The following is a 21,698-nucleotide window of genomic DNA, read 5'->3' on the forward strand; positions in this document are numbered from 1 at the left end:
CTGCGGCTTTTGTCCCTGTCGCCGCAGGCGCGCTTTCCGGCCCGCTCTACACGAAGCGGTTCACGATGTTTTCAAGCCGTTCCTGACGGCCCGAGCGCGGTGCCGGGTTGATGTTCTGGTCCAGTACCCGCTGCGTGATCGTGTCGAGATCGGACGTCAGAAGCGCCTTGGCGGCGGGCGCGTCCCATCCGGAATATCGTTCGGCACGCTTCGCTTCCAGTGTGCCGTCCTCCAGCATCGCGTGAGCGGCTTTCAGACCGGCGGCGCAAGTGTCCATCCCCCCCACATGCGCGGCGATTAGGTCCACCGGATCGAGGCTCTGGCGCCGCAACTTGGCATCGAAGTTCGTGCCACCCGTGGTGAAGCCGCCTGCCTTGAGGATCTCGTAGTAGGCCAACGCTGCCTCGGGCACGTTGTTGGGAAACTGGTCGGTGTCCCAGCCGGACTGGTAGTCGTTCCGGTTCATGTCGATGGACCCGAGAATGCCAAGCGACGCGGCCATCGCAAGTTCATGTTCGAAACTGTGGCCCGCAAGGATCGCGTGGCCCTGTTCGATGTTCATCTTCACCTCGGTTTCGAGCCCGAACTGCTTGAGGAAGCCGTAAACTGTGGCGACATCGTAGTCGTACTGGTGCTTAGTGGGTTCCTGCGGCTTCGGTTCGATCAGGATCGCGCCCTTGAAGCCGATCTTGTGCTTGTAGTCCACAACCATCGACAGGAACCGCCCGGCCTGTTCACGCTCACGCGCAAGGTCGGTGTTCAACAGCGTCTCGTATCCCTCGCGGCCGCCCCAGAGCACGTAGTTCTCGCCGCCAAGGCGGTGCGTCGCGTCCATGCAGCTCTTCACTGTCGCGGCCGAGAACGCGAACACATCCGGGTCCGGGTTGGTCGCCGCGCCCGCCATGTATTTGCGCTGCGAGAAAAGGTTGGCCGTGCCCCACAGCAGTTTTGGGCCGCCCGCTTCCATTTTCTGGCCCAGATAGTCTACTATCTCGTCCAGGTTGCGGGTGTTTTCGGCGAAGTCACGGCCTTCGGGACGGATGTCGGCATCGTGGAAGCAATAGTAGGGCTGCCCGAGGATTGCGAACATCTCGAACGCGACATCGGCCTTCAACTTGGCCAGGTCCATCGTGTCGCCGAACCAGGGTCGCTCGAACGTCTGGCCGCCGAACGGGTCGCCGCCCGGCCAAGCGAAGCTGTGCCACCAAGCGACGGCGAAGCGCAGATGATCCTCCATGCGCTTTCCGCCGAGCATCTCGTCCGGGTCGTAGTGGCGGAAGGCCAGTTCGTTCGTGCTGTCCGGGCCTTCATGGGCAATGGGGGAGATGCCGTCGAAAAAGTCGGTCATGAGAGTTCCTTGAGGGCTGTATAGGTTTGCCTGTACCGGCCGTGCGCATCTGCGAAAGCGGCGCGCAGCCGGGCGTCCGGCGCGACAGTGCGCGCAATTTTCGGGGGGGTGGCGATTTCGCTGCCCGCGCCCGTCGCGGCCATCATTCCGAGCCGCGCCGCACCAAGCGCCGCGCCGAAATCGCCGGCTTCGGGCACGTCTACCGGCAGGTCGAGTGCTGTGGCGATCGCCTGAAGCCAGTAGGCGGAGCGGCTGCCGCCGCCGACCGCGATCAGGCTGTCGATCCGCGTGCCGGTCGCCCGAAGCGCATCGAGATTGTCGCGGAACGCATGGGCCACGCCTTCCAGCACGGCGCGCGTGCCTGCGGCGGTGTCTGTGCCGTGTTCCAGTCCGATCAGCGCGCCGCGCACGGCGGCATCGTTGTGCGGTGTGCGCTCTCCGCCAAGGTAGGGCAGAAACAGCGCGCGGCCCGGCGCCTGCAGTGGCCCGAGCGCGCCGGTAAGGCTGGCGGCATCCTTGCCGACAAGGCCCGCGTACCAGTTCAGGCTGTCGGTGGCGGACAGGATCACGCCCATCTGGTGCCACGTGTCCGGCACCGCATGGCAGAAGGTGTGCACCGATGTTTCCGGCGCGGGGCTGTAGGCGTCAGATGCGGCAAACAGCACGCCGGACGTACCAAGCGATACGAAGCCTCGCCCGGCACCGACAGCGCCGACCCCGATGGCGGAAGCCGCGTTGTCACCGCCGCCGCCCGCCACCACCGTGCCGGGCGCAAGGCCCCACAGGTCCGCCACCTCGCGGCGCAGGCCGCCCGACGGAGCCGACCCTTCGACGAGGCGCGGCATGTGTTCCCTTCCGAGCCCGCAGGCCCCCAGAAGTTCGTCGGACCAGTCGCGCGCTCCGGTATCGAGCCAGCTTGTCCCTGCCGCATCCGATGGCTCCGAAACCGTTTCGCCGGTGAGCCACAGGCGCAGGTAATCCTTCGGCAGCAGAACGCGCGCCGTGCGGCGGAAAATCTCGGGTTCGGCATCGCGCACCCACACCAGCTTGGGTGCGGTGAAGCCTGGAAATACCACGTTGCCGGACACCGCCCGAAACGCCGGGTCCGCGTCCAGAGCCGCGGCCTCGGCATGGGCGCGGGTGTCGTTCCACAGGATGCAGGGCCGCAGTACGTTGTCGGACGCATCGAGCAGGGTCGCACCGTGCATATGGCCGCTCAGCCCGACGCCGCGCACGCCCGACAGATCGCGGCGCGCCGCCAGCGCGTCCAGCGCCGCAGTCGCCGCCGTGATCCAGTCGGCCGGCCGCTGTTCGGACCAGCCCGGCGCGGGCCGCTGCACCTCCAGCGGCGCGGACGCTTCGTCGACGACGCGTTGTGCGTCGTCGATCAGAAGCGCCTTGATGCCGGAAGTGCCAAGGTCGAGACCAAGATACATCACGCGGCCTTTTCGGGTTTCTTGCCCATGATGATCATGGACAGGATGTCGTCTTCGGTGACGTCCTCCACCCGGCAGGTGTCGATCAGCTGCCCGTTTTTCATCACCGACACACGGTCGCACAGTTCCATCATCTCGCGCGTGTCGTGGCTGATCAGGAAGATGCCAAGCCCCTGCGCCTTCAGTTCCTGGATCAGTTCGGCCACCATCTGCGTTTCATGCACGCCAAGCGCCGCGGTGGGTTCGTCCATGATCAGGATGCGAGCATTGAAATACACCGCCCGCGCGATGGCGACGGACTGCCGCTGCCCGCCCGACAGGGCCGAGACCGGCTCCTGCAGCTTGCGGAAGTTGGGGTTGAGCCGCGCCATGATCTTGCGCGTCTCGGATTCCATCTTGGCGTCGTTCAGCATACCGGTCGCGGTCACGATCTCGCGCCCCAGGAAAAGGTTCGCCGTGGCATCCAGATTGTCGGCCAGCGCCAGCGTCTGGTAGATCGTCTCGATGCTGTTGTCGCGGGCGTCTCGGGGGCTTTCGATCTTCACCGGCTTGCCGTTGATGCGGATCTCGCCGCTGTCGGCCTTGTAGGCGCCCGACAGTATCTTGATCAGCGTCGACTTCCCGGCGCCGTTGTGGCCCAGAAGTCCCACGACTTCACCGGGATAGAGGTCGATGCTGACCCGGTCCACGGCCTGCACGCCGCCGAACGAGATGGAGATTTCCTTCATTTCGACGAGAGGGGTCATCCTTTGCCTCCGGTGCGCTTGCGATAGATGATGTCGATGAGAACGGCGATGACGAGAACGGCGCCCACGACGATGTTCTGGAACGGAGCGTCCACCCCGACCATCGCCATGCCCGACTGCAGTGACTGCATGATCAAGGCCCCGAGGATCGCGCCGTGGATGGTGCCAAGCCCGCCGGACAGTGCGGTGCCGCCGATCACGGCCGCGGCGATCACGCGCAGTTCGTCGAGGGTGCCGATGTCGTTGGAATGAAATGACAGCCGGGCCGAGGCGACGACCGCCGACAGCGCGCAGAGCACGCCCATGATGGCGAACACCTTGACCGTCAGCATACGCGTGTTGATGCCCGACAACTCGGCCGCGTCGGGGTTGCCCCCGGTGGCGAAGATGTAGCGGCCAAGGCGGGTACGGCGGGCCACTATGGTCATGATCACCGCGACCGCGATCAGCAGCAGCACCGAGATCGGAAGTCCGTACGAGGCGGTGAAGCCCTCCGGCATGGTCTCGCCGCGTGCGGAGAATTCACGCTCCAGGACGCGGCTGGGCACTTCGTAGGCGTTCAGAAGCGCGACGAAGCCGAAGATTCCCGCGGCGATCAGCCCGGCCAGGCTAGCTTCGGCCCAGAACGGCTTGGGCGTCTGGCCGTGGGCGACCTTGTTGCGACGGGCGCTGAAGAGCGTGCCGACGGCAGCCGCGGTGGCCAGTGCCGCGAAGATCCAGGATCCGGTCGCGCCAAGTGTGCCGCCGATTCCGCCAAAGGTTTGGAAGGTCGGGTCGAGCGGCCCGATCGTCTGGCCGTTTGTGATGTACCAGCCCGCGTTGCGCCAGACCAACAGCCCGCCCAGCGTCACGATGAAGGCGGGAATGCCCATGTATCCGACGAGCCAGCCGTGAAATCCGCCGATGATCGCGCCGACGATCAACCCGACGAGGATAGTGACCCACGGCGTCAGCGGGTTGCCGAGGCCGAAGCCCAGCGTTTCTGGCAGCACCACCGTCTGCGTCATCGCCATCACGGCGGAACACGTGGCCAGCACAGACCCGACGCTGAGGTCGATGTGCCGGGTGACGATGATGAACACCATGCCGGTGGCCATGATCGCGACCGAAACCGTCTGGATCGTCAGGTTGAAGATGTTCCGGGGTGTCAGGAACTGCCCGCCTGTCAGGATGTTGAAGACGATGCACACGACGGCAAAGGCGCCGATCATGCCGAGCAGACGTGTGTCGAGTTCAAGCGTGCGGGCAAGGCTGCGCTTCGGCGCGGTTTGCGCCGTTGAGGTATCTGTCATGGGGAACTCCGCTGTGCGGGGAGGGCGGGGCCGGTGCGGCGCCGCCGGGCGGGCGGTGAGAGGGCGGGGACGGTGCCGTGGCACCGTCCCCGCCGGAGGCAGGGTCGTCAGACCGTCAATTGCACGGGGCAGGGCCGCCCGACACGCCTTGGCAGAGCGTTTCCAGCGGAATCCAGCCGGCATCGACGACGACCGACAGGTTGCTTTGCGTGACCGGGACCGGTTCAAGGAACATCGCGTTCAGCTCGGTTCCGGTGGGCGAAGTCCAGGTGACGGCACCGTCCACATCGGCCATCGCGGTCCCGCCGGCCAGCGACACGGCGATCTCGCCTGCGGTGCGGCCGAGGTCACGGGCATCCTTCCAGACGCTGACGGTCTGCGTGCCGAGCGCGATGCGGTTCAGCGCGGCGTGGTCGCCGTCCTGGCCCGACACCGGGATGCCGTCCATGCCCTGCGCCGTCAGCGCGGCCACGGCGCCGCCCGCGGTGCCGTCGTTCGACGCGACGACCGCGTCAACGGCGTTGCCCTGCGCTGTCAGGATCTGTTCCATGTTGCGCTGCGCGTTCGAGGGCAGCCAGCCATCGGTGTAGCTTTCTGCAACGATGGTGATGTCGCCCGCGTCGATCGCGCTTTGCAGCACTTCCTGCTGACCGCCGCGCAGGAAATCCGCGTTCGGGTCGGTGGGCGAGCCCTTGATCATCACGTAGTTGCCGGTCGGCTGCTGTTCCAGGACCGCGCGGGCCTGCATACGGCCGACTTCGACGTTGTCGAACGTCAGGTAGAAGGCGCGCGGGTCGTCGATCAGGCGGTCATAGCCGACGACGGGAATTCCGTTGTCGTTCGCGGCCTGCACGGCGGGAATGATTGCCTGGCTGTCCTGCGCGAGGATGATCAGCGCGTCGACGCCTTGGGCGATCAGGCTTTCGACATCCGAAAGCTGCTTGGACGACGAGGATTGCGCATCGGCGCTCACATATTCGGCGCCCGCCGCGTCGAGCGCGGCAACGATGGCGGCTTCGTCCGTTTTCCAGCGCTCTTCCTGGAAGTTTGACCAGCTGACGCCGACCGTCAGGTCCTGTGCGCTGGCGGTTGCCGCAAATCCCGCGGCCATCGCCGCCGCGGCGATGAGTGACTTGTGCATAGAGTGCCTCCCTTGGCTTTGCCCGTTCGGGCGACCAGACATTTCTGGGTGTGAAGACGATGCCGTTTATTATTTCAGTTGTCAAAATAAAAAATGTGGCATGATGAGGGTATTTCGTGGCAAGCTGCCACAAAGCCAGCATAATTGTGCAATTGCGGCAATTTTTCTGCACTGCAAAAACGCTTAATGTTCTGGCTCTGAAGTAAAGGGGAGGCCATGCAAAAGATCGCAAACACGGAGGACGACACTGGCTGCGGCCCCCTGTCCACGACTGAAGGCAGAACTGTCAAGTCCCTGACTCAACAGGTTTTCGAGAAGATCAGGTCACGCGGTCGGATCTCGCGCAGCGACGTGGCGAAGGATCTTGGCGTAAGTCCTGGATCGGTCACTGCGGCCTCGTCGGCACTGATGGAGGCGGGTCTTGTGCGGGAGGAACCGCGGATGCCGCGCGACACCTCGCGCGGGCGGCCCCCGGTTGATCTGTCGGTCATCCCCGAGGCGCGATTCGTCGTCGGGATGAACCTGCGCGACGGGCATAACAGTGCGGTCGTCACCGATTTCGTGGGGCGCGTGCTGGCCGATTGCGAGTTGCCGGGCGCGCCGGGGCGCAAGTCGCAGGATGCAATCACCGCCGAGATCGAGGCGCTTCTCGATGAGGTGCTGTCGCGGGCGGGGCTGTCGCGCGCGGCACTGGCGGCCATTGGTATCGGGCTGCCGGGGTTCATCGACCATCCACGCGGGCTGGTGCACTGGTCGCCTATCCTGCGCGACCGCGGACTGGCGATGGGGGCTGTGCTTGGGCCGCGGCTGGACTGTCCCGTCCATCTCGACAATGACGTGAACCTTTTGGCGCTGGCGGAATTGTGGTTCGGCATGGGGCGGCAGCGATCGAACTTCGCGGTTGTGACGATCGAACACGGAGTCGGCATGGGCCTTATCCTCGATACCGAGCTTTACCGAGGCGCGAAGGGTATGGGGCTGGAGATCGGCCATACCACTGTGCAATTGGACGGGGCGCTGTGCCGTTGCGGACAGCGTGGCTGCCTTGAAGCCTACATCGCCGACTACGCGCTGGTACGCGAAGCGTCCACAGCGCTGGAATGGGATCTGCGCGTCGCACGTTCGCCGCAGCAGACACTTGAGATCCTGTTCGATCAGGCCAAGGCGGGGAACGAGGCGGCGCGCCTGATCTTCGAACGGGCCGGGCGCTACCTGTCGCGCGGGTTGGCCAACGTGATCCAGGTGTTCGATCCAGACCTGCTGCTGATTTCGGGCGCGCGCCTGCGCTATGATCTGCTTTATGCCGAAGAGGTTCTTTCTGAAATGCACCGCTTCTCGGACCGGATCGGGCGCGAGCGCACAGAGGTGGCCATCAACACGTGGGGCGACACGGTCTGGGCGCGCGGTGCGGCCGCGCTGGCGTTGTCGATGGTGACGGACGAAGTCGCGTCCCATCCTGTCCCGCTCCTGGTGCAGCCCGCGACGAAGCGCGGCGCGGGCTGACCGAAAGGCTTACTGTGCAGGTTCGGTCGCGGGCGGCGTGTCCGCGCGCCGCGTGGCGCGGAACAGGTCGGTCTGGTCCTGAGCCCAGGCGTTGATATCGAACTTGCGGACCCGCGCCCGAAGAGCGGCCATGCGGTCGCGCCGCTCCGGTTCGGCCATGTCGAGCGCCTGAAGAATCGCTCGGTCCATCGAACGGGCCGAAAACGGGTTGGCCATCACGGCCGCCGATAGGTCCACCGCCGCTCCGGCGAATTCCGACAGCACCAGAACGCCGTCGCCATCCACGCGGGCCGCGGCGTATTCCTTGCACACAAGGTTCATGCCGTCCGCTAGCGGCGTGATCCACGCCACGTCGGCGGCGCGGTAATAGGCGACAAGTTCGGTGAACGGGATCGCCCTCGAAATCAGCGCGATGGGCTGCCATTCGAACGTCCCGAAGGCGCCGTTGATCCGGCCTGCCGTTTGCTCCAGTTCGTTCTGAATCTCCTGGTAGGCGGTCATGTTGCGGTTCGCCACGACCGACACGTGCAAAAGCCGCACCTTGCCGCGCAGGCCGGGATTGTCGGCCAGCACGCGCCCGAAGCTTTCCAACTGCTCGATCCCGCCCTTGGTATAGTCGGTCCGGCCCACCGACAGGATCATCTTGCGCCCGTTCAACTCGTCCCGGATATGGGCAAACTGTTTGTCCGTCGCCGCGGTGTTCGCCTGTTCCTCGATGTAGTCCACGTTGACCCCGACCGGCGAGGCGCTGACCTTGATCCTGCGGCCCTGGTACTCGATCTCGGTCGGCATGGCCCGTTCGCTCAACGCGGTGCCTTCGTTGATCCATTCGGAGCGCACCTTCTCGCGTTGCGTGACTTCCACGTCGAGCAGGCTCTGTACCACGGAAACGAAGTTGTCGACGTAGCGCGGAATGTGGAACCCGACGCTGTCGCAGGACAGCAGGCTTTCCACGATCTCCTTGCGCCAAGGCAGGACGTTGAACATGTCCGCGGCCGGGAAAGGCGTGTGATGGTAGAACGAGATGTTCACGTCGGGCCGCAACTGCCGGATATAACCGGGCGCCAGCCACAGGTTGTAGTCATGCACCCAGACTGTCGCGCCTTCGGCGGCCTCGTTGGCGGCGGCCTCGGCGAACGCCCAGTTCACTTCGCGGAAGGTCGGCCAGTCCACCGGGTCGTAGTTGTAGCGTTCCTTGAAGCTGTGAAGGATCGGCCAGAACGCCTCTTTCGAAGTGATGTGGTAGAAGCTCTTGACCTGTTCGGCGGTCAACGGAAGGCGCGAGACGCGGTAGGTGCCGAAGCTGTCGTCGATGGTGATCACCCGCTCGAAAGTGGGATCGGCCGGGTCCTCGGCCAGCTTCCACGCCACCCATGACCCGCGATCAGCGCTGCCGAAGAAGCTTTTCAGCGTCGGCACGATGCCGTTCGGGCTGGTGTTCTCCTTCAGAACGACGCGGCCGTCCTTGCCTTCCACCTCTTCATAGGGTTGGCGATGATACAGGATCACCAGGTCGGATTTCTCGTCGCTCATGTCACACCTCCGGCGTGTTCGGATGCAGGTTCAGGGCGGCGATCGCTTCTAGGATGCCGGCCGCGCCGACGGCGCGGGCTTTGTGTACGTGGTCATGCCCGTCGAGCGCGGCCAGAAGCGCCGCCTCGGACCCGCCGACAGCGACCGCGGGCACCCCGCAGACCAGCATGGAATGGTCGTTCATCGTGTCGCCCGCGGCCAGCACGCGACCTTCGTCGATGCCCAGATGGGCAATCAGCCGACGCAAAGACGGGCCCTTGCTGACCCCGCGCGGCAGAACGTCGAAGAATTCGTCGTTCGACAGCAGGGGGTCATGGCCCAGACCGCGCACTGTTTCGGCGGCGGCGGGATCGAAGCTGTCCGGATCCATGTCATAGCTGACGCGGTAGCGGAAGCGTGTGGGTTGCAGCCGCAGGCCCGGCGCGCCGTGCAGCGCCCGGCGCACCGCGTCCCCTGCGTCGCCCCAGATCTCGGCGATCTCGGCCTCCAGCGCGGCGATTGGGTGGACCGTCGCATCCTCGGCGACTTCGGCGATGGTCGTTCCGACGTCACCGACAACGTAGTCGGGGCGCGGCAGGCCGTCATTGCGCACCATGCCGGTGATGAAGTCCGGGTCGCGCCCGGTCACGAAGATTAGCCCGACCGTGGGCCGGTTCGCCTCGATCCAGTCATAAAGCTTGCCTCGGTCGGCATCGCTTCCGCCAAGGAATGTGCCGTCGAGGTCGGTGGCAAGTGTGAAGGGCCGCGCGCCAAGCGGCGGCAGCTGGGAAGGTGTTTGGCTTTGAAGTGTCATGACATCCGTTCTGCCAGGTCATTGATGGCGGCGTCGTCCGCCGGGTGATCGATGGACAGCGACAGCGAGGCGGGCTCGCCCTCAATGGGCCGCGCCCAGAGCCGGGCGAAGGTTTCGCCCAGCGGCGCGCCCTTGTGAAGCACCGCATGGACCGCTTCACAGATCGGCATGGAGACCTTCACCCGGTGCGCCAGTTCGACCACCGAAACGGCGTTGATCTCGCCCTCGACAACGACGTTGCGGCCGTCGAAGCATTTCTCGCGCGGGGTGCCTTCACCCAGCTGCACGCCCAGCGACATGTTGCGCGACGTTCGGCTGGAACAGGTCAGTGTCAGATCGCCCGCGCCGGAAAGGCCGGTCACCGTCTCGCGCCTCCCGCCCAGCACCTGCGCCAGGCGTTTCATCTCGTCCATGCCGCGGGTGATCAGCGCGGCGCGGGTGTTCTCGGCGAAGCCCGCGCCGGTCATCATCCCGCAGGCGATGGCGATCACGTTCTTCACCGCGCCTCCGATCTCCACCCCGATAATGTCGTCCGACACGTAGGGACGGAACGCGTTCGAGCCCATTGCGACCGCGACCTTGGCCGCAGTGCTGGTTTCGGGGTGCAGACGGTCCTGATAGGAAAAGGGAAACGCCACCGTGGCCGCCGTCAGGTGCCCCAGCGCGGTTTCCTTGGCGAAGGTTGGCCCCGACAACGCGCCGATCGGGTGACCGGGCAGCTCCTGCTCGGCCACTTGGCTCAGCAACAGGCCGCTGCCGCGCTCGATGCCCTTGCAGCACAGAGCGACGGGCACGCCGGGCGCAAGATGCGGGCGGATCATGCCGCACATCTCGCGCAGCGTGCGCGACGGTGTGACGATCAGCACCAAGTCCGCACCGGCGCAGGCCTGCGCCACGTCCATGGTCGCATTCAGTCCGGCGGGCAGCGGCACGCCCGGCATGTAGCGCGGGTTCTCGTGGTCGCGGTTGATGGCGGTGACCGTCTCGGCATTGCGGCCCCAGACGGTGACGGCGCGTCCGGCGCTGCGGGCCACTGCGGCCAGCGCGCAGCCCCAGGCGCCCGCGCCGATGACGGCGACGCGCCCAATGCCCTGATCGCCAGTGCGGGGCAGGTCTTCGGGTGAAATATCCAGAACCATGAAGGATGTCCTTGTAACCGCTTTCTCCGCCCGTGTCCAATCGGTGCGGCCGCGGGCTCTGCGCCGCTTGCAGCAACCCTGAGTTTCGGACCGGATGATTGCCACTTCAAGTGGTGAACGGTAGGTCAGCGGAAAGGTTTCTCCACAATCGGAAGGATGCGCAATGTTCGATCACGACGGCTATCGCGGGCACGAGGGCGTGACCTGGATCTCGGACGCGGCGACCGGGCTGAAGGCCGTGATCGCCGTGCATTCCTCGGCCCTCGGGCCGGCGATGGGGGGCTGTCGGCTGTGGCACTACCCGTCGAGCAGCGCAGCGCTGACCGACGCGCTGCGGCTGTCGCACGGGATGTCGCTGAAGAACGCGATGGCCGGTCTGCCGCTGGGCGGCGGCAAGGCGGTGATCCTCGGGCCGGTGGCACCCGAAGCGCGGACGGCGCTGTTCGAGGCGTTCGGCGTGGCGGTGGACGGGCTCGGCGGGCGTTACGTTACCGCCGAGGATGTAGGCGTGTCGGTTGCCGACATGGCCGCCGCGGCGCGCCGAACGCGGCACGTTTCTGGCGTGACGGCGGCGGGCGGAGTCGGGGGCGATCCGTCGCCCTACACGGCGCGCGGCGTGCTGCGCGGGATCGAGGCGGCCGCGGCGCGCGTGCTCGGGCGCGGCGACCTCGACGGCGTGCGCGTGGCGGTTCAGGGCGTCGGGCACGTGGGCGGCGCGCTGTGCAGGTTGCTGGCAGGGCAGGGCGCACAGCTTGTCGTGGCCGATACCGACCGGGCCCGTCTGGACCGCATCTGCGACGAGACGGGGGCGGTGCCCGTTGCGCTTGATGAGGTGCTCGAGGCCGATGTCGACGTGGTTGCGCCCTGTGCGCTCGGCGGGGCGATCACCGCCGAGGTAGCTGCGGGCATACGCGCGCGAGTGGTCGCAGGGGCGGCGAACAACCAGCTGGCCGAACCCGCCGCAGGCACGGTGTTGCGCAAGCGAGGCATCGCCTATGTCCCGGATTACGTCATCAACGCCGGCGGCATCATCGCTGTCGGGGCCGAATATCTTGGCGGCGGCAACGAAGCGTCGGTCATGGCGGACGTGGATGCCATAGGTCCGCGCATCTCGGACCTTCTGGCCCGCGCCGATGCCGAGGACACAGCGCCCGAGATCCTGGCCGACCGCCGCGCCGAGGAAATCATCGTCGCCGCCCGCGCGGCGCGTTGAACTCGCCTCAGCCGCCTGCGCGCAGCACGCCGCCATGTAGCGTGCCATCGGGGAAGGCCTGCACGAGCAAGTCGCGGAAGGCCCGCAGGCGCGCGCTCAGCGCCTGCGGGCTGGGGTATACGAAGCTCAATTCGGCCGACGGTGTGTCCCAGCCGGTCAGAACCGGCACCAGCCGCCCCTCCGCAATATCCTGTTCCACAAGAAAAAGCGGCAGTTGCGCCACGCCTGCGCCGCCGATCGCCGCGTCGCGCAGCGCGAAGTAGCTGGTCATCGCCAGCCCCCCGGCCAGTCGCACCGATCGTTCGGTCCTGCCTTGCGTGAAGTGCCAAGTCTGCACCAGCCCGATCCCGAACAGCAGCACCGGCAGCCCGGCCAGCGCGCCCGGATTGTCCAGCGGCATCATGCACAGGCCGGGCGCGGCGACCGTAACCCGGTGCGAGCGCGCGAAGGTCTGCGCCACGAAGGGGCTGTCGGCGGGTTGCCCGACGCGGATCGCGGCGTCGAAGCCTTCCTCGATCAGGTCGGGCTGGCTGTCGGTCAGCACCACCTCGAGCGTCAGGTCGGGATAGAGCCTTCGCGACGCAGCCACGATCTGCCCGATGAAAGCCTGCCCGAACATCACCGGCACAGCCAGTCGCAGATGCCCGCGCACGGCCCCGTCGGGTGCGGCCAGCGCGCGCGTGATCTCGCCCGCATCGTCCAGGATCCGGTCGGCGCGCGACAGCACCAGCGCGCCCTCGGCTGTCAGGCTCAGCCGACGCGTCGTGCGCTCGATCAGCCGCACGCCAAGCGCCGCCTCCAGATCCTGAATGCGCTTCGACATGGTCGATTTCGGGATGCCGAGCTTGCGCGCCGCCGCCGCGAACGACCCCTCGGCCACGATCGCGCTGAATTCCCTCAGGGTGTTGAGATCCATTTGCCTGCCTGCTGCTTTTTTTTGGGGCACAAAGCACGGTTTAGCCGCCGCGCCAATAGGCATGGTGCCGGTCACTATCGCGGCGCAGCGGTATCGAGCCAGATGGTCACCGGTCCGTCATTGGTCAGCGTCACCTTCATGTCCGCGCCGAAACGGCCGCGCGCCACCGCGATGCCCAGCTCGGCCATCGCCTGGGCAAATGCCTCGTAGTGCGCGCGGCCCGTCTCGGGTGGGGCGGCCCGAGAGAAGCCGGGCCGGTTGCCGCGCGACGTGTCCGCTGCCAGCGTGAATTGGCTGACCACCAGCGCGCTGCCGCCTGTATCGAGCAGGGAGCGGTTCATTCGCCCGTCCTCGTCGGCGAAGATCCGCATTCGGGCGATCCGTGCGGCCAGTGGCGCGGCCTCGGCGCCTGTGTCGTCCTGCATGGCGCAGACCAGCACCAGAAGACCGGGGCCGATCTCGCCGATGCAAGCGCCGTCGACACGCACCTCGGCGGCGGCGACACGCTGGACAAGCGCCCGCATCAGGCCAGATCGGCGCGTGTCGGCGGGTTCGCACCTGCGCGCGACACGGTGACCGCAGCAGCGCGCGTGGCCAGCGAAAGCGCTCCGCGCAGCGCGTCCTCCGACAGCGTTCCCAGCGCAGCGCGGGTCAGCAACCCGGCGTCGTGCAGCGCGGCCAGTACCCCCGCATTGAAGGTGTCGCCCGCGCCCACGGTGTCCACAGGCGTGACCGGGGTGGCATCCACGAAGACGGCATGGTCCGCCGTGACTGCCCAGGCGCCCTTCGCGCCTTCGGTAATGCAGACCAGCTTCGGACCCATTGCGCGCAGCTTTGTGGCCTGTTCGACGGTATCGCCCGCGCCCATAAGCCAGTGCAGGTCCTCATCCGACAGTTTCACGATGTCGGCCACCCGCAGCATCGCGTCCAGCCGATCACGATAGGCCGCTTCGTCGCGGATGAAGCCGGGGCGCACGTTCGGGTCGATCATCGTGACGCGGCTGGGGGCCTCGCGTTCCATGAGCGCGCGGTATGTGTCTGCGCAGGGCGTCACAGCCAGCGAGATGCCGCCGAAGAACATCGCCGACACATGATCCGGCACGATCGGAAGATCATCCTGCGCCAGAAGCCGTCCTGCCGTGTTCTCGTCGTAGAATGCATAGCGCGCATGCCCGCCGGTCAGTTCCACGAAGGCGAGCGTTGTAGGGTTGTCGCTGCGATGCGCAAGGTCCGTCGAAACGCCCGACCGATCAAGTTCCGTCGCCAGCAAGCCGCCGAAAAGGTCGTTGGACAGCCCCGTGAAAAGCCCCGTTTCGACCCCGAGTCGCGACAGCGCGATCGACGTGTTGAACACCGCGCCCCCCGCGAAGGGCTGGAAGCACGCATGACCATCCCCGGTCGTCCTTGGCAGCATGTCAATCAGTGCTTCACCACAGCAGAGTATCATCACAGGGGTCCTTTTCCGAAGTCGTGTGACGATAGTCTGTGTATGTTAGCGCTGGCAAGGCGGGCTTTGGGAAATGCCTGTTTATCTTAGTGACATTTGGAGTCAGAAGGCGACATAGTATAAGGATAATGATACGACATCGTGCGCAGTCATTTTGAATAAGCCGAATGATCAGGCTGGGGTGACATGAGTAAGCAAGACCGGGAAGGTGGCTTCTGGCCCTCCCTCTATGACAAGTTGCGCGGTGGCGACGACGATGTTGGCGACTGGTTCACCCCCGTGGCCTGTGCGTCGGCGACGGACGACTGCTACAGTGTGTGCGTCGAGCTTCCGGGCGTGACCGAGGCCGATTTCACCGTGACGGTCGAGGACGAGAGCCTTGTTTTGGAAGGCGACAAGCAACCCGAACCTTGTGAAGACTCCACGCTGCTGTTTTTCAACGAACGGCGCCATGGCCACTTCGTGCGCAGCTTCAAGCTTCCGCCTGACGCTGATCTGGTCAACTACTCGTCCACGCTGGAGAACGGCGTGCTGCGCCTGATCATTCCACGCCGCTCCTCGCCCAAGCCCAGCCCGGAACCCGCGATTCGCGCCACCGCTTAAGGGCTTGTCTGGGCGCGTCGCGCGGAAAAGCGGCTCAGGCCGGGCCTTTGCGCGTCAGTTGGACCCTCGTGAAGGCGCGGAAATCACCGGCTGCAGCCGCGACATCGGCGGAAATCCGCCGATCATCCGTTCGCGGCCAGGAAACCGAAACCAGCCGCCAGCAAAGCGCCCGCGAGCACGGCGAGCGCGATTTTCCAGGCCGACCACGGCCGTTCGCCTTGCACGCGGCCGGTCTGGCCGTTGATCACGATCCTGTAGCTTCGCCCGCCATAGCGGTAGGCGGCGATCCAGATCGGCAGCAGCACATGCTTGAACGTGACCTCGCCGATCTCGGTCGAGATCCGGTCGACCCTCTGCCGGTCACCGCCGATGTCGAACCGCACGTCGCGTTCGATCTGCCGGTCCATCTGCGTGCGCGCGTCGCCGAACGCCTCGTCCAGCGGTACGCCGTAGGCTTCGGTGCGCAAACCGGCCAGGTATTCGGGTGCGTAGGGGCGCAGCTGTGTCAGGTCCCACGGCGGCAGGCCCTGGGTGAAATCGCGCGGCAGCGCGCGCGAGCCCAGCACCAGAACATCGTCGAAATCGCGTGCGACAGCGCCCGTCACCGCCCGCCAGCGGATCTGCGGCACCTGTTCGGTGTGGCGCTGCCCGTTGCGCACCACGGACCGGCTGACATGGTAAACCGTGCCGCGATGTCCGGCATAGTGGCTGCGCGTGCGTGCGTCGAAGGTCCAGTAGGGCACGTAGACACCGTCCATCGCGCGTCCCTTGCGGGCATAGCGCGTCAGCCCGTTCGGCGCGAACCACAGGCGGCCCAGCCAGTCGGTCATGGCGGCCCGCGCGGTGCGTTCGTCCAGGGCGAAGGGCAGCACGGCGCGGGGCTTTATGTGCCGGTTGACCCCGGCCGTACCGACAACGGGCGAGGCGCAGAACGGGCAGACCGTTCCCTGCGTTGTGCCATCCAGTTCGACCTGCGCGCCGCAACTGGTGCAGCCGAGAACGCGCGTCTCCTCGTAGGCGTCCTCGGTCAGGCCGCCTTCCAGCGCTGCGGCATAGTCCTGTTCGCGGATCGCGCCAATGGGGCCGCCCCACGGGCCGGACGGCGCGCCGATCGGATCCTCGTGCCCGCAATGGGGGCAGCGCAGCCCGCCCGTGCCGGGATCGAACAGAACGTCCGCCCCGCAGGCGGAACAGGGAAAACGATGCGCGCCGTCCATCAGCCGCCCCATTCCCGCGCAGCTGACGGGCCGTTTGTACCGGGCACCCGTGCCAAACTCCTGATCGCGGGCGCACTCATGCGGCGGGCGGCGGCGGCGGCATTACGGTGAAAAGCTGCGCCAGTTCGGTCACGTCCTCGGCGCGCAGCCATCCGTCCTGGCCTTGCGTCCAGACATGGGTCTGCCGCGTCAGCCGCCCCTCGGTCACCATGCGCCCCATGGCGGCGCGCGAGAACGGTCCACTGGTCTGACCGTTCTCCGCGATGTGCCAGACATGTTCCACAGGCGGCGGCGGTGGCGGTGCCATCGGGGCGGCGGGCTGCGTCGCGGGGCGTGCGCCCCATGGGCCTGCCTGCGCCATCGTCTGGCCCATAGCCATGCCCATTCCGGCCCCGATGCCGGCGCCCATGCCGCTGTTCGGTGTCGCGGCGGCGGTGCCCATTGCCTCGGCCGCGGAATAACGCGTGTAGCGGTCCAGATCGCCGACCATGCCCATCGCCGTGCGCTTGTCGAGCGCGGCCTCGACCGTCGGCGGAAGCGAGATGTTCTCGATGTAGAGTTCCGGCAGGTTCAGCCCGTAGCCCGCGATCGTGGCGCTGATCTCGTTCGCGACCAGCTTGCCGAGGTCCGCCGTGTTCGCCGCCATGTCCAGCACCGGGATGCCCGAAGCGGCGACCGCGCGGCTGAATTCCTGCACGATCACGTTGCGAACCTGAAAGCTGATCTCGTCCATGGTGAACTCGCCGTCGGTGCCGACGATCTCGGTCATGAAGCGCGCAGGGTCGCTGACACGGACGCTGTAGGTGCCGTAGGCGCGCAGCCGCACCGGGCCGAACTCCGGGTCGCGCAGCATCACCGGGTTCTTGGTGCCCCATTTCAGATCCGTAAAGCGCCGGGTCGCGATGAAGTAGATCTCGGACTTGAAGGGCGATCGGAAGCCGTGGTCCCAGTGCTGGAGCGTGGTCATCACCGGCATGTTGTTCGTCTCCAGCATGTAGAGGCCGGGGGTGAATACGTCCGCGATCTGCCCTTCATGGACGAACACGGCAGCCTGCCCTTCGCGCACGGTAAGCTTCGCGCCATACTTGATCGCGTGGCCCTGACGTTCGAACCGCCAGACCATCGTGTCGCGGGTGTCGTCGACCCAGTGGATTACATCGATGAATTCGCCGGACAGGAAGTCGAAAAACGGCATGTCAGAGTCCTTCGGTTTTTGGGGGCGCGTCGAACAGGCCGGGCGGCCTCGACGCATCGGCCCGCGTGGCGGGCGGAAGCAGGTCTTCGGCGATCGCGCGCACGATGGGCTGCGCCTCCGCGGCGGTCATGCCTGGCTGCAGGCGCGGGTCGTAGAGCACGGCCAGCATCAGAGCGTCCTGCGCGGTCAGCAGCGCGAATTCCTCGTCATCGTTGAAGATCGACGGTCGCGCGGCAGGGCTGTCATTGGCCAGCCCGAGGCCTTGCGCGATCTCCTCGTGGAAGCAGGACCGGCGCAGCAGCGGCGGGTGTTCCGCGCGGATCACGCCGATCGCGCGGCGATAGACATAGGGCTGGTCGTCGGTGGAAAACGCGATCATCAGGCAGAAGGTGGAGGGTGGCATCTCGGTCACCGCGCGCACCACGCCGTTTGAAAGGCCCGGCACCATCTCGAGAAGTTTCGGGCCAAGCGCACGGCGTTCGTCCTCGTCCACGACGAAAACGGTCATGTTGCCGTCGCCGGTCACATCGGTGATCGCATGGCCCGAGGCATCGGCCAGCCGGTCGGCCAGCGCCGCGACGGTGGAACGGTCGCGCTTGCGGGTCTCGTCGTCCACGGATGCCCCAAAGGCAAGGCCGATCTCGACCCGATCCTGCCAGCGTCGCAGCGGGCTGGCCGTCTCGCGCGCGATGATCCGGTCCGAGATCGGCACGAATTCGTCGAACAGCGCTATGCGCATGAAGTTCTCGGTCAGCGTACGACTGTCGAAGGGCGTGTCCGGGCCACCGCCGTCGGTGCGCAGCAAGCCGCGGTTCAGGAGGTCCTGTTCCACTCTCGCGTAGCGCAGCACAAGCGCCGCGCTATCGGCCGATCGCTGATAGGGCGCGCGCTGTTCCGGCACCGGGGATCGCACGACGTCGTCGATCGGCTCGGGCGCCGGGATCTGCGCCGCGCAGCCCGCAAGCAGCCCGGCCATTGCCAGCCGCATCGCATGGGACGGCAGCGCGCGCACCGGGTCAGGCAGCCGGGCTGCCCGCTGTCGCGGCCTTGGCCGAGGCGAGCGTGGTTCGCAGTTCGGCCTCCATCTTTTGCAGTTCCTGTTCGGCGGCGGCGCGGCTCGCCTTGCCTGCATCGGCGATCTGAAGGCTTTCCTGGATCGTTGCGACAAGATCGTCATTGGCCTGCTTGACCGCGGCAATGTCGAACACGCCGCGTTCGATCTGCTCGCGTACGGTCTTGTTGGCGCTGCGCAGGTTGGCGGCGTTCGCGGTCAGCAATTCGTTGGTCAGGTCGTTCGCTTCCTTCACCGCGCTGGCGGCTTCGGACGATCGCTGGATCGTGACCGCCTGTGCCAGTTGCGTTTCCCAAAGCGGTACGGTGTTCACGAGGGTCGAGTTGATCTTGGTAATCAGCGACTTGTCGTTTTCCTGCACCAGCCGGATCGACGGCAGGCTCTGCATCGTGACCTGACGGGTCAGCTTTAGGTCGTGGACCCTGCGTTCAAGATCGTCCCGCGCCGAGCGCAGGTCGCGCAGTTCCTGTGCCGCCATCATCTTCTCGTCCGGCGCGACGCTGTTCAACTCGGCCTCCTTGGTGGGGATCACCTTGCCGTCAAGTTCCGCCAGCTTCTGGGTGCCAGCCGCGATGTAGAGCGCCAGTTCGTCATAGAAATTCAGCGTCTTTTCATAGAGTTTGTCGAGGGACTTAATGTCCTTCAGCAGTTGATGCTCGTGGCCCAGCAGCGTGTCGGTGATGTTGTCGATCTGGCCCTGCACGGTTTCGTAGCGGGCCATGAACTGCGCGACGGGGGCTGCCTTGCCGGTCAGGCGGTCCCACCAGGACCGCTTGCGGTTCGGGTCCAGTTCCTCGACCGAGAAGCCGCGGATCGTGCTGACGATCTCGCGCAGGCTTTCGCCCGCGGGGCCAACGTCCTTGTTGCGCACATCGGCCAGCATGGCCTGGCTGATTTCCTGCAACTCGGCCTGCGCGCGGGATCCGAAGGCGATGATCGACCCGGTATCGGCGATGTCCAGTTCGGACATGCGCCGGGCAACTTCGCCGCTGACGGCCGGATCGGCGGTATCGGGCAGCGCGTCGGCGTCGAGGGGGGCGGGCAGCGGCGCCGCGACTTGTGCGACCAGTGCTACGTCTTGTTCGGCCTTCGTCTTGATGTCCTGCGACATGGTCTTCTCCGGGCTCAGATAACGGGATCAGGAAACGGGCATTTCACGGGCAAGGCGTTCGCGCAGCACTTCGATCTCGACATCGAGGTCGGTGCGGTCGTCCAGCAAGAGGGTGTCTGTCTTGCTGGCGTAATTGGCTTCCAGATCGCCCAGAAGCGCCAGATAATCTGCCCGTGCCTGCGGGTCGCGGTTGCGCGCGAAAAGGTCGGCGAACTTGACCGTCGCATCGCGCGCACCCAAAAGGTAGACCCCCATGAAGCGGCGGGCCTTGCCAAGATCGCGCGGATCATCCTCGATCGCGCGAAACATCTTCCGGGCGGTGCGCTTGAATTCCTCGACCCGGCCCGACAATTCCCGGTCGCCCGCCCGCGCGATGGCGCCGGTCATGGCGGCAAGATGCGCCTCGGCCTCCTGCACGGCTCGGTCCACCCGTTCGCTTTGCACCCGGTCAGCCCCTTCGGCGCCGCCGATACCCTTGTCGCGCAGCGGATCAGGGCCGAACGCGCCGAAATGCAGCAGCCCGCCCAATCCGCCGAACACCACCGCGCTGGTCAGGCTGCCGTCGCCCAGCCCGGCAAGCGCCAGCCCCGTGCCGGTCAGCACGCTTGCGAAGATCTTGCGCGGGATCGCGGGCTTGCGCGCCACCTTGCGCGCCTCGAAGGCCTCCTGGGCGGTGATCCCCTCGCGGGTCAGCCACGCCGCCAGCATCAGCGCGCCGAAACAGCCAAGGTTCAGCGCCAGTCCGACCGGGTCCGACCGGAATGCGGAAACGAGGAACGGGAAGGGCAGCACAAACAGCAGGTTCGCGCGTGCGCCCACGCGGCTGCGCCGGGTGTCGGCGACCGGGCCGACTGGCTGCGCCGCAGCGCCCGGACTGTATTTGCCGCCGTACTTGCGCGCCATCACACCGCCCCCGAAACCGCCGCATACAGAACGAGCGCGACCAGCAGCGCGTAGGACAGTTTCTGCAACCCAGAGGCGGACATGGCGGACTCCTTCGTCATCCCGGTGATAGGCAACCACAGCCCGCGCGCAAAGTGAAGATGCGGTTATGCCCCCTTGCGCGGTCCTGCGGGTCTTCGCGTGCGTTTCGGCTTCGGCTTGGCCACTGCCTCGCCGCCGCTGCCGAGGCCAAGCTGGTCGCGCATGACGCGAGGCTTGACTTCCTCCACCGCGCCGGGGGCCAGGTCGCTCAGCTGGAACGGACCATAGCTGACGCGGATCAGCCGGTTGACCGTCATCCCGATGCTGTCCATCGCGCGTCGGATCTCGCGGTTGCGGCCCTCGCGCAGCGCCACGGTCAGCCAGGCGTTGGCGCCTTGCTGCCGGTCCAGCGTCACCGCCATGGGCTGAAACCGCTCGCCATCCACCGTGATGCCCTTGCGCAGCGGGTCGAACTGCGGATCGAGCGGTGAACCCTTGATACGCACCCGATACTTGCGCACCCAGCCAGTGCTGGGCAATTCCAGTCTCCGCTTGATGTCGCCATCATTGGTCAGCAACAGAAGCCCTTCAGAATTCAGGTCCAGCCGCCCGATGCTTACGACGCGGGGCATGTCCGCAGGCAGGGCGTCGAACACCGTTTTGCGGCCCTTCTCGTCGCGGGTCGTGGTCACGAGGCCGGAGGGCTTGTGATACAGCCACAGGCGCGGCCCTTCGGGTTCGGCCAGCGCCTTGCCGTCCAGCGTGATGCGGTCGCGCGCCGTCACGTTGAGTGCCGGGCTGTCAATGCGCTTGCCATTCACGGTGACCCGGCCCTGAAGAACGATCTTTTCGGCATCACGGCGCGAGGCGACACCGGCGCGGGCGAGCGCCTTGGCGATCCGTTCGCCCTTCGCGGCGGTCTGGGGGCCGCCGACCGGGTCGGGTTTGGACGCTGTGCCGCCCGGTTTGACGGGGCGGGCAGCGCGGGCTGGCCGGGCCGGGTTCGGGCGCGGGGCGCGGCGGGGGTGGGACGGGTCTGACATGAAAGCGCCATAGCGCGGATTGCAGG

20 protein-coding genes are annotated in these 21,698 nt (G+C 66.4%); 3 read left to right on the forward strand and 17 right to left on the reverse strand.

Annotation, left to right across the window (positions count from 1 at the left end):
• Positions 1 to 46 precede the first annotated feature (46 nt).
• From xylA to xylF, 5 genes are all read right to left on the reverse strand, one after another.
• Positions 47 to 1,348, reverse strand: a complete 1,302-nt coding sequence (gene xylA, locus DKT77_RS12085) for a xylose isomerase (protein ID WP_109811954.1) — start codon at positions 1,346 to 1,348, stop codon at positions 47 to 49.
• Positions 1,345 to 2,784 (reverse strand): xylulokinase, encoded by a 1,440-nt coding sequence (gene xylB / locus DKT77_RS12090; RefSeq protein ID WP_109811955.1) that lies wholly within the window; start codon positions 2,782 to 2,784, stop codon positions 1,345 to 1,347. Before xylB ends, xylA begins: the two co-directional genes overlap by 4 nt.
• Positions 2,784 to 3,530: an ATP-binding cassette domain-containing protein gene (locus DKT77_RS12095; RefSeq protein WP_109811956.1), complete on the reverse strand. Its 747-nt coding sequence runs from the start codon at positions 3,528 to 3,530 to the stop codon at positions 2,784 to 2,786. Before DKT77_RS12095 ends, xylB begins: the two co-directional genes overlap by 1 nt.
• Complete coding sequence (locus tag DKT77_RS12100; RefSeq protein ID WP_109811957.1) at positions 3,527 to 4,822, reverse strand: sugar ABC transporter permease; 1,296 nt, start codon at positions 4,820 to 4,822, stop codon at positions 3,527 to 3,529. Before DKT77_RS12100 ends, DKT77_RS12095 begins: the two co-directional genes overlap by 4 nt.
• Before the next feature lie 115 nt (positions 4,823 to 4,937).
• On the reverse strand, positions 4,938 to 5,963 hold the full coding sequence (xylF, locus tag DKT77_RS12105; protein ID WP_109811958.1) for a D-xylose ABC transporter substrate-binding protein: 1,026 nt from the start codon (positions 5,961 to 5,963) through the stop codon (positions 4,938 to 4,940).
• Between the two features lie 216 nt (positions 5,964 to 6,179).
• Between xylF and DKT77_RS12110 the strand changes: the two genes are divergently transcribed.
• On the forward strand, positions 6,180 to 7,466 hold the full coding sequence (locus tag DKT77_RS12110; RefSeq protein ID WP_109811959.1) for an ROK family transcriptional regulator: 1,287 nt from the start codon (positions 6,180 to 6,182) through the stop codon (positions 7,464 to 7,466).
• A gap of 9 nt (positions 7,467 to 7,475) precedes the next feature.
• Here the strand turns inward: DKT77_RS12110 and ggpS are convergent, their stop codons facing one another.
• The 3 genes from ggpS to DKT77_RS12125 are packed head-to-tail and all read right to left on the reverse strand — an operon-like array spanning position 7,476 to position 10,931.
• Complete coding sequence (gene ggpS, locus DKT77_RS12115) at positions 7,476 to 8,999, reverse strand: glucosylglycerol-phosphate synthase (protein ID WP_109811960.1); 1,524 nt, start codon at positions 8,997 to 8,999, stop codon at positions 7,476 to 7,478.
• Position 9,000: 1 nt separating this feature from the next.
• Complete coding sequence (locus DKT77_RS12120) at positions 9,001 to 9,792, reverse strand: HAD family hydrolase (RefSeq protein WP_109811961.1); 792 nt, start codon at positions 9,790 to 9,792, stop codon at positions 9,001 to 9,003.
• A complete protein-coding gene (locus DKT77_RS12125) occupies positions 9,789 to 10,931 on the reverse strand; it encodes an NAD(P)H-dependent glycerol-3-phosphate dehydrogenase (protein WP_109811962.1) in 1,143 nt (380 codons plus the stop codon). Before DKT77_RS12125 ends, DKT77_RS12120 begins: the two co-directional genes overlap by 4 nt.
• Positions 10,932 to 11,094: 163 nt before the next feature.
• Between DKT77_RS12125 and DKT77_RS12130 the strand changes: the two genes are divergently transcribed.
• Entirely contained in the window at positions 11,095 to 12,144 is a 1,050-nt protein-coding gene (locus DKT77_RS12130) for a Leu/Phe/Val dehydrogenase (RefSeq protein WP_109811963.1), read from the forward strand.
• A 7-nt stretch (positions 12,145 to 12,151) separates the two neighbouring features.
• Here the strand turns inward: DKT77_RS12130 and DKT77_RS12135 are convergent, their stop codons facing one another.
• From DKT77_RS12135 to DKT77_RS12145, 3 genes are all read right to left on the reverse strand, one after another.
• A complete protein-coding gene (locus tag DKT77_RS12135; protein ID WP_238547847.1) occupies positions 12,152 to 13,060 on the reverse strand; it encodes a LysR family transcriptional regulator in 909 nt (302 codons plus the stop codon).
• Between the two features lie 74 nt (positions 13,061 to 13,134).
• Positions 13,135 to 13,584, reverse strand: a complete 450-nt coding sequence (dtd, locus tag DKT77_RS12140; RefSeq protein ID WP_109811965.1) for a D-aminoacyl-tRNA deacylase — start codon at positions 13,582 to 13,584, stop codon at positions 13,135 to 13,137.
• Positions 13,584 to 14,507, reverse strand: coding sequence for a carbohydrate kinase family protein (locus DKT77_RS12145; RefSeq protein WP_109811966.1), 924 nt, complete (start codon positions 14,505 to 14,507; stop codon positions 13,584 to 13,586). The genes dtd and DKT77_RS12145 overlap by 1 nt, the downstream gene beginning before the upstream one ends.
• Positions 14,508 to 14,693: 186 nt before the next feature.
• Here DKT77_RS12145 and DKT77_RS12150 point away from each other — a divergent pair, with 186 nt between their 5' ends.
• On the forward strand, positions 14,694 to 15,110 hold the full coding sequence (locus tag DKT77_RS12150; protein ID WP_109811967.1) for an Hsp20/alpha crystallin family protein: 417 nt from the start codon (positions 14,694 to 14,696) through the stop codon (positions 15,108 to 15,110).
• Positions 15,111 to 15,232: 122 nt separating this feature from the next.
• On the opposite strand, the gene DKT77_RS12155 is transcribed toward DKT77_RS12150, so the two are convergent.
• The 6 genes from DKT77_RS12155 to DKT77_RS12180 all read right to left on the reverse strand — a co-directional run bounded on the left by DKT77_RS12155 (position 15,233) and on the right by DKT77_RS12180 (position 21,672).
• Positions 15,233 to 16,327 (reverse strand): TFIIB-type zinc ribbon-containing protein, encoded by a 1,095-nt coding sequence (locus DKT77_RS12155; RefSeq protein WP_109812076.1) that lies wholly within the window; start codon positions 16,325 to 16,327, stop codon positions 15,233 to 15,235.
• A 76-nt stretch (positions 16,328 to 16,403) separates the two neighbouring features.
• Positions 16,404 to 17,522, reverse strand: a complete 1,119-nt coding sequence (locus DKT77_RS12160) for an SPFH domain-containing protein (RefSeq protein WP_109811968.1) — start codon at positions 17,520 to 17,522, stop codon at positions 16,404 to 16,406.
• Between the two features lies 1 nt (position 17,523).
• Positions 17,524 to 18,498: a DUF2927 domain-containing protein gene (locus DKT77_RS12165; RefSeq protein WP_238547848.1), complete on the reverse strand. Its 975-nt coding sequence runs from the start codon at positions 18,496 to 18,498 to the stop codon at positions 17,524 to 17,526.
• 40 nt (positions 18,499 to 18,538) lie between these two features.
• Positions 18,539 to 19,705, reverse strand: a complete 1,167-nt coding sequence (locus tag DKT77_RS12170; RefSeq protein WP_109811969.1) for a toxic anion resistance protein — start codon at positions 19,703 to 19,705, stop codon at positions 18,539 to 18,541.
• Between the two features lie 27 nt (positions 19,706 to 19,732).
• Positions 19,733 to 20,608 (reverse strand): 5-bromo-4-chloroindolyl phosphate hydrolysis family protein, encoded by an 876-nt coding sequence (locus DKT77_RS12175; protein ID WP_109811970.1) that lies wholly within the window; start codon positions 20,606 to 20,608, stop codon positions 19,733 to 19,735.
• Positions 20,609 to 20,754: 146 nt separating this feature from the next.
• On the reverse strand, positions 20,755 to 21,672 hold the full coding sequence (locus DKT77_RS12180) for a pseudouridine synthase (protein ID WP_109811971.1): 918 nt from the start codon (positions 21,670 to 21,672) through the stop codon (positions 20,755 to 20,757).
• Between the last annotated feature and the right edge of the window lie 26 nt (positions 21,673 to 21,698).

Source organism: Meridianimarinicoccus roseus (assembly GCF_003172915.1).
In the GTDB taxonomy this organism is placed as follows: domain Bacteria; phylum Pseudomonadota; class Alphaproteobacteria; order Rhodobacterales; family Rhodobacteraceae; genus Meridianimarinicoccus; species Meridianimarinicoccus roseus.

Excerpts from the sequence above, each read along its gene's own strand:
- DKT77_RS12120 (WP_109811961.1), bottom strand. The coding sequence starts at position 9,792 with ATGACACTTCAAAGCCAAACACCTTCCCAGCTGCCGCCGCTTGGCGCG.
- DKT77_RS12125 (WP_109811962.1), bottom strand. The coding sequence starts at position 10,931 with ATGGTTCTGGATATTTCACCCGAAGACCTGCCCCGCACTGGCGATCAG.
- xylF (WP_109811958.1), bottom strand. The coding sequence starts at position 5,963 with ATGCACAAGTCACTCATCGCCGCGGCGGCGATGGCCGCGGGATTTGCG.
- dtd (WP_109811965.1), bottom strand. The coding sequence starts at position 13,584 with ATGCGGGCGCTTGTCCAGCGTGTCGCCGCCGCCGAGGTGCGTGTCGAC.
- ggpS (WP_109811960.1), bottom strand. The coding sequence starts at position 8,999 with ATGAGCGACGAGAAATCCGACCTGGTGATCCTGTATCATCGCCAACCC.
- xylA (WP_109811954.1), bottom strand. The coding sequence starts at position 1,348 with ATGACCGACTTTTTCGACGGCATCTCCCCCATTGCCCATGAAGGCCCG.
- DKT77_RS12150 (WP_109811967.1), top strand. The coding sequence starts at position 14,694 with ATGAGTAAGCAAGACCGGGAAGGTGGCTTCTGGCCCTCCCTCTATGAC.
- DKT77_RS12095 (WP_109811956.1), bottom strand. The coding sequence starts at position 3,530 with ATGACCCCTCTCGTCGAAATGAAGGAAATCTCCATCTCGTTCGGCGGC.
- DKT77_RS12135 (WP_238547847.1), bottom strand. The coding sequence starts at position 13,060 with ATGGATCTCAACACCCTGAGGGAATTCAGCGCGATCGTGGCCGAGGGG.
- xylB (WP_109811955.1), bottom strand. The coding sequence starts at position 2,784 with ATGTATCTTGGTCTCGACCTTGGCACTTCCGGCATCAAGGCGCTTCTG.
- DKT77_RS12130 (WP_109811963.1), top strand. The coding sequence starts at position 11,095 with ATGTTCGATCACGACGGCTATCGCGGGCACGAGGGCGTGACCTGGATC.
- DKT77_RS12155 (WP_109812076.1), bottom strand. The coding sequence starts at position 16,327 with ATGGACGGCGCGCATCGTTTTCCCTGTTCCGCCTGCGGGGCGGACGTT.
- DKT77_RS12165 (WP_238547848.1), bottom strand. The coding sequence starts at position 18,498 with ATGGCCGGGCTGCTTGCGGGCTGCGCGGCGCAGATCCCGGCGCCCGAG.
- DKT77_RS12175 (WP_109811970.1), bottom strand. The coding sequence starts at position 20,608 with ATGGCGCGCAAGTACGGCGGCAAATACAGTCCGGGCGCTGCGGCGCAG.
- DKT77_RS12170 (WP_109811969.1), bottom strand. The coding sequence starts at position 19,705 with ATGTCGCAGGACATCAAGACGAAGGCCGAACAAGACGTAGCACTGGTC.
- DKT77_RS12180 (WP_109811971.1), bottom strand. The coding sequence starts at position 21,672 with ATGTCAGACCCGTCCCACCCCCGCCGCGCCCCGCGCCCGAACCCGGCC.
- DKT77_RS12160 (WP_109811968.1), bottom strand. The coding sequence starts at position 17,522 with ATGCCGTTTTTCGACTTCCTGTCCGGCGAATTCATCGATGTAATCCAC.
- DKT77_RS12110 (WP_109811959.1), top strand. The coding sequence starts at position 6,180 with ATGCAAAAGATCGCAAACACGGAGGACGACACTGGCTGCGGCCCCCTG.
- DKT77_RS12100 (WP_109811957.1), bottom strand. The coding sequence starts at position 4,822 with ATGACAGATACCTCAACGGCGCAAACCGCGCCGAAGCGCAGCCTTGCC.
- DKT77_RS12145 (WP_109811966.1), bottom strand. The coding sequence starts at position 14,507 with ATGATACTCTGCTGTGGTGAAGCACTGATTGACATGCTGCCAAGGACG.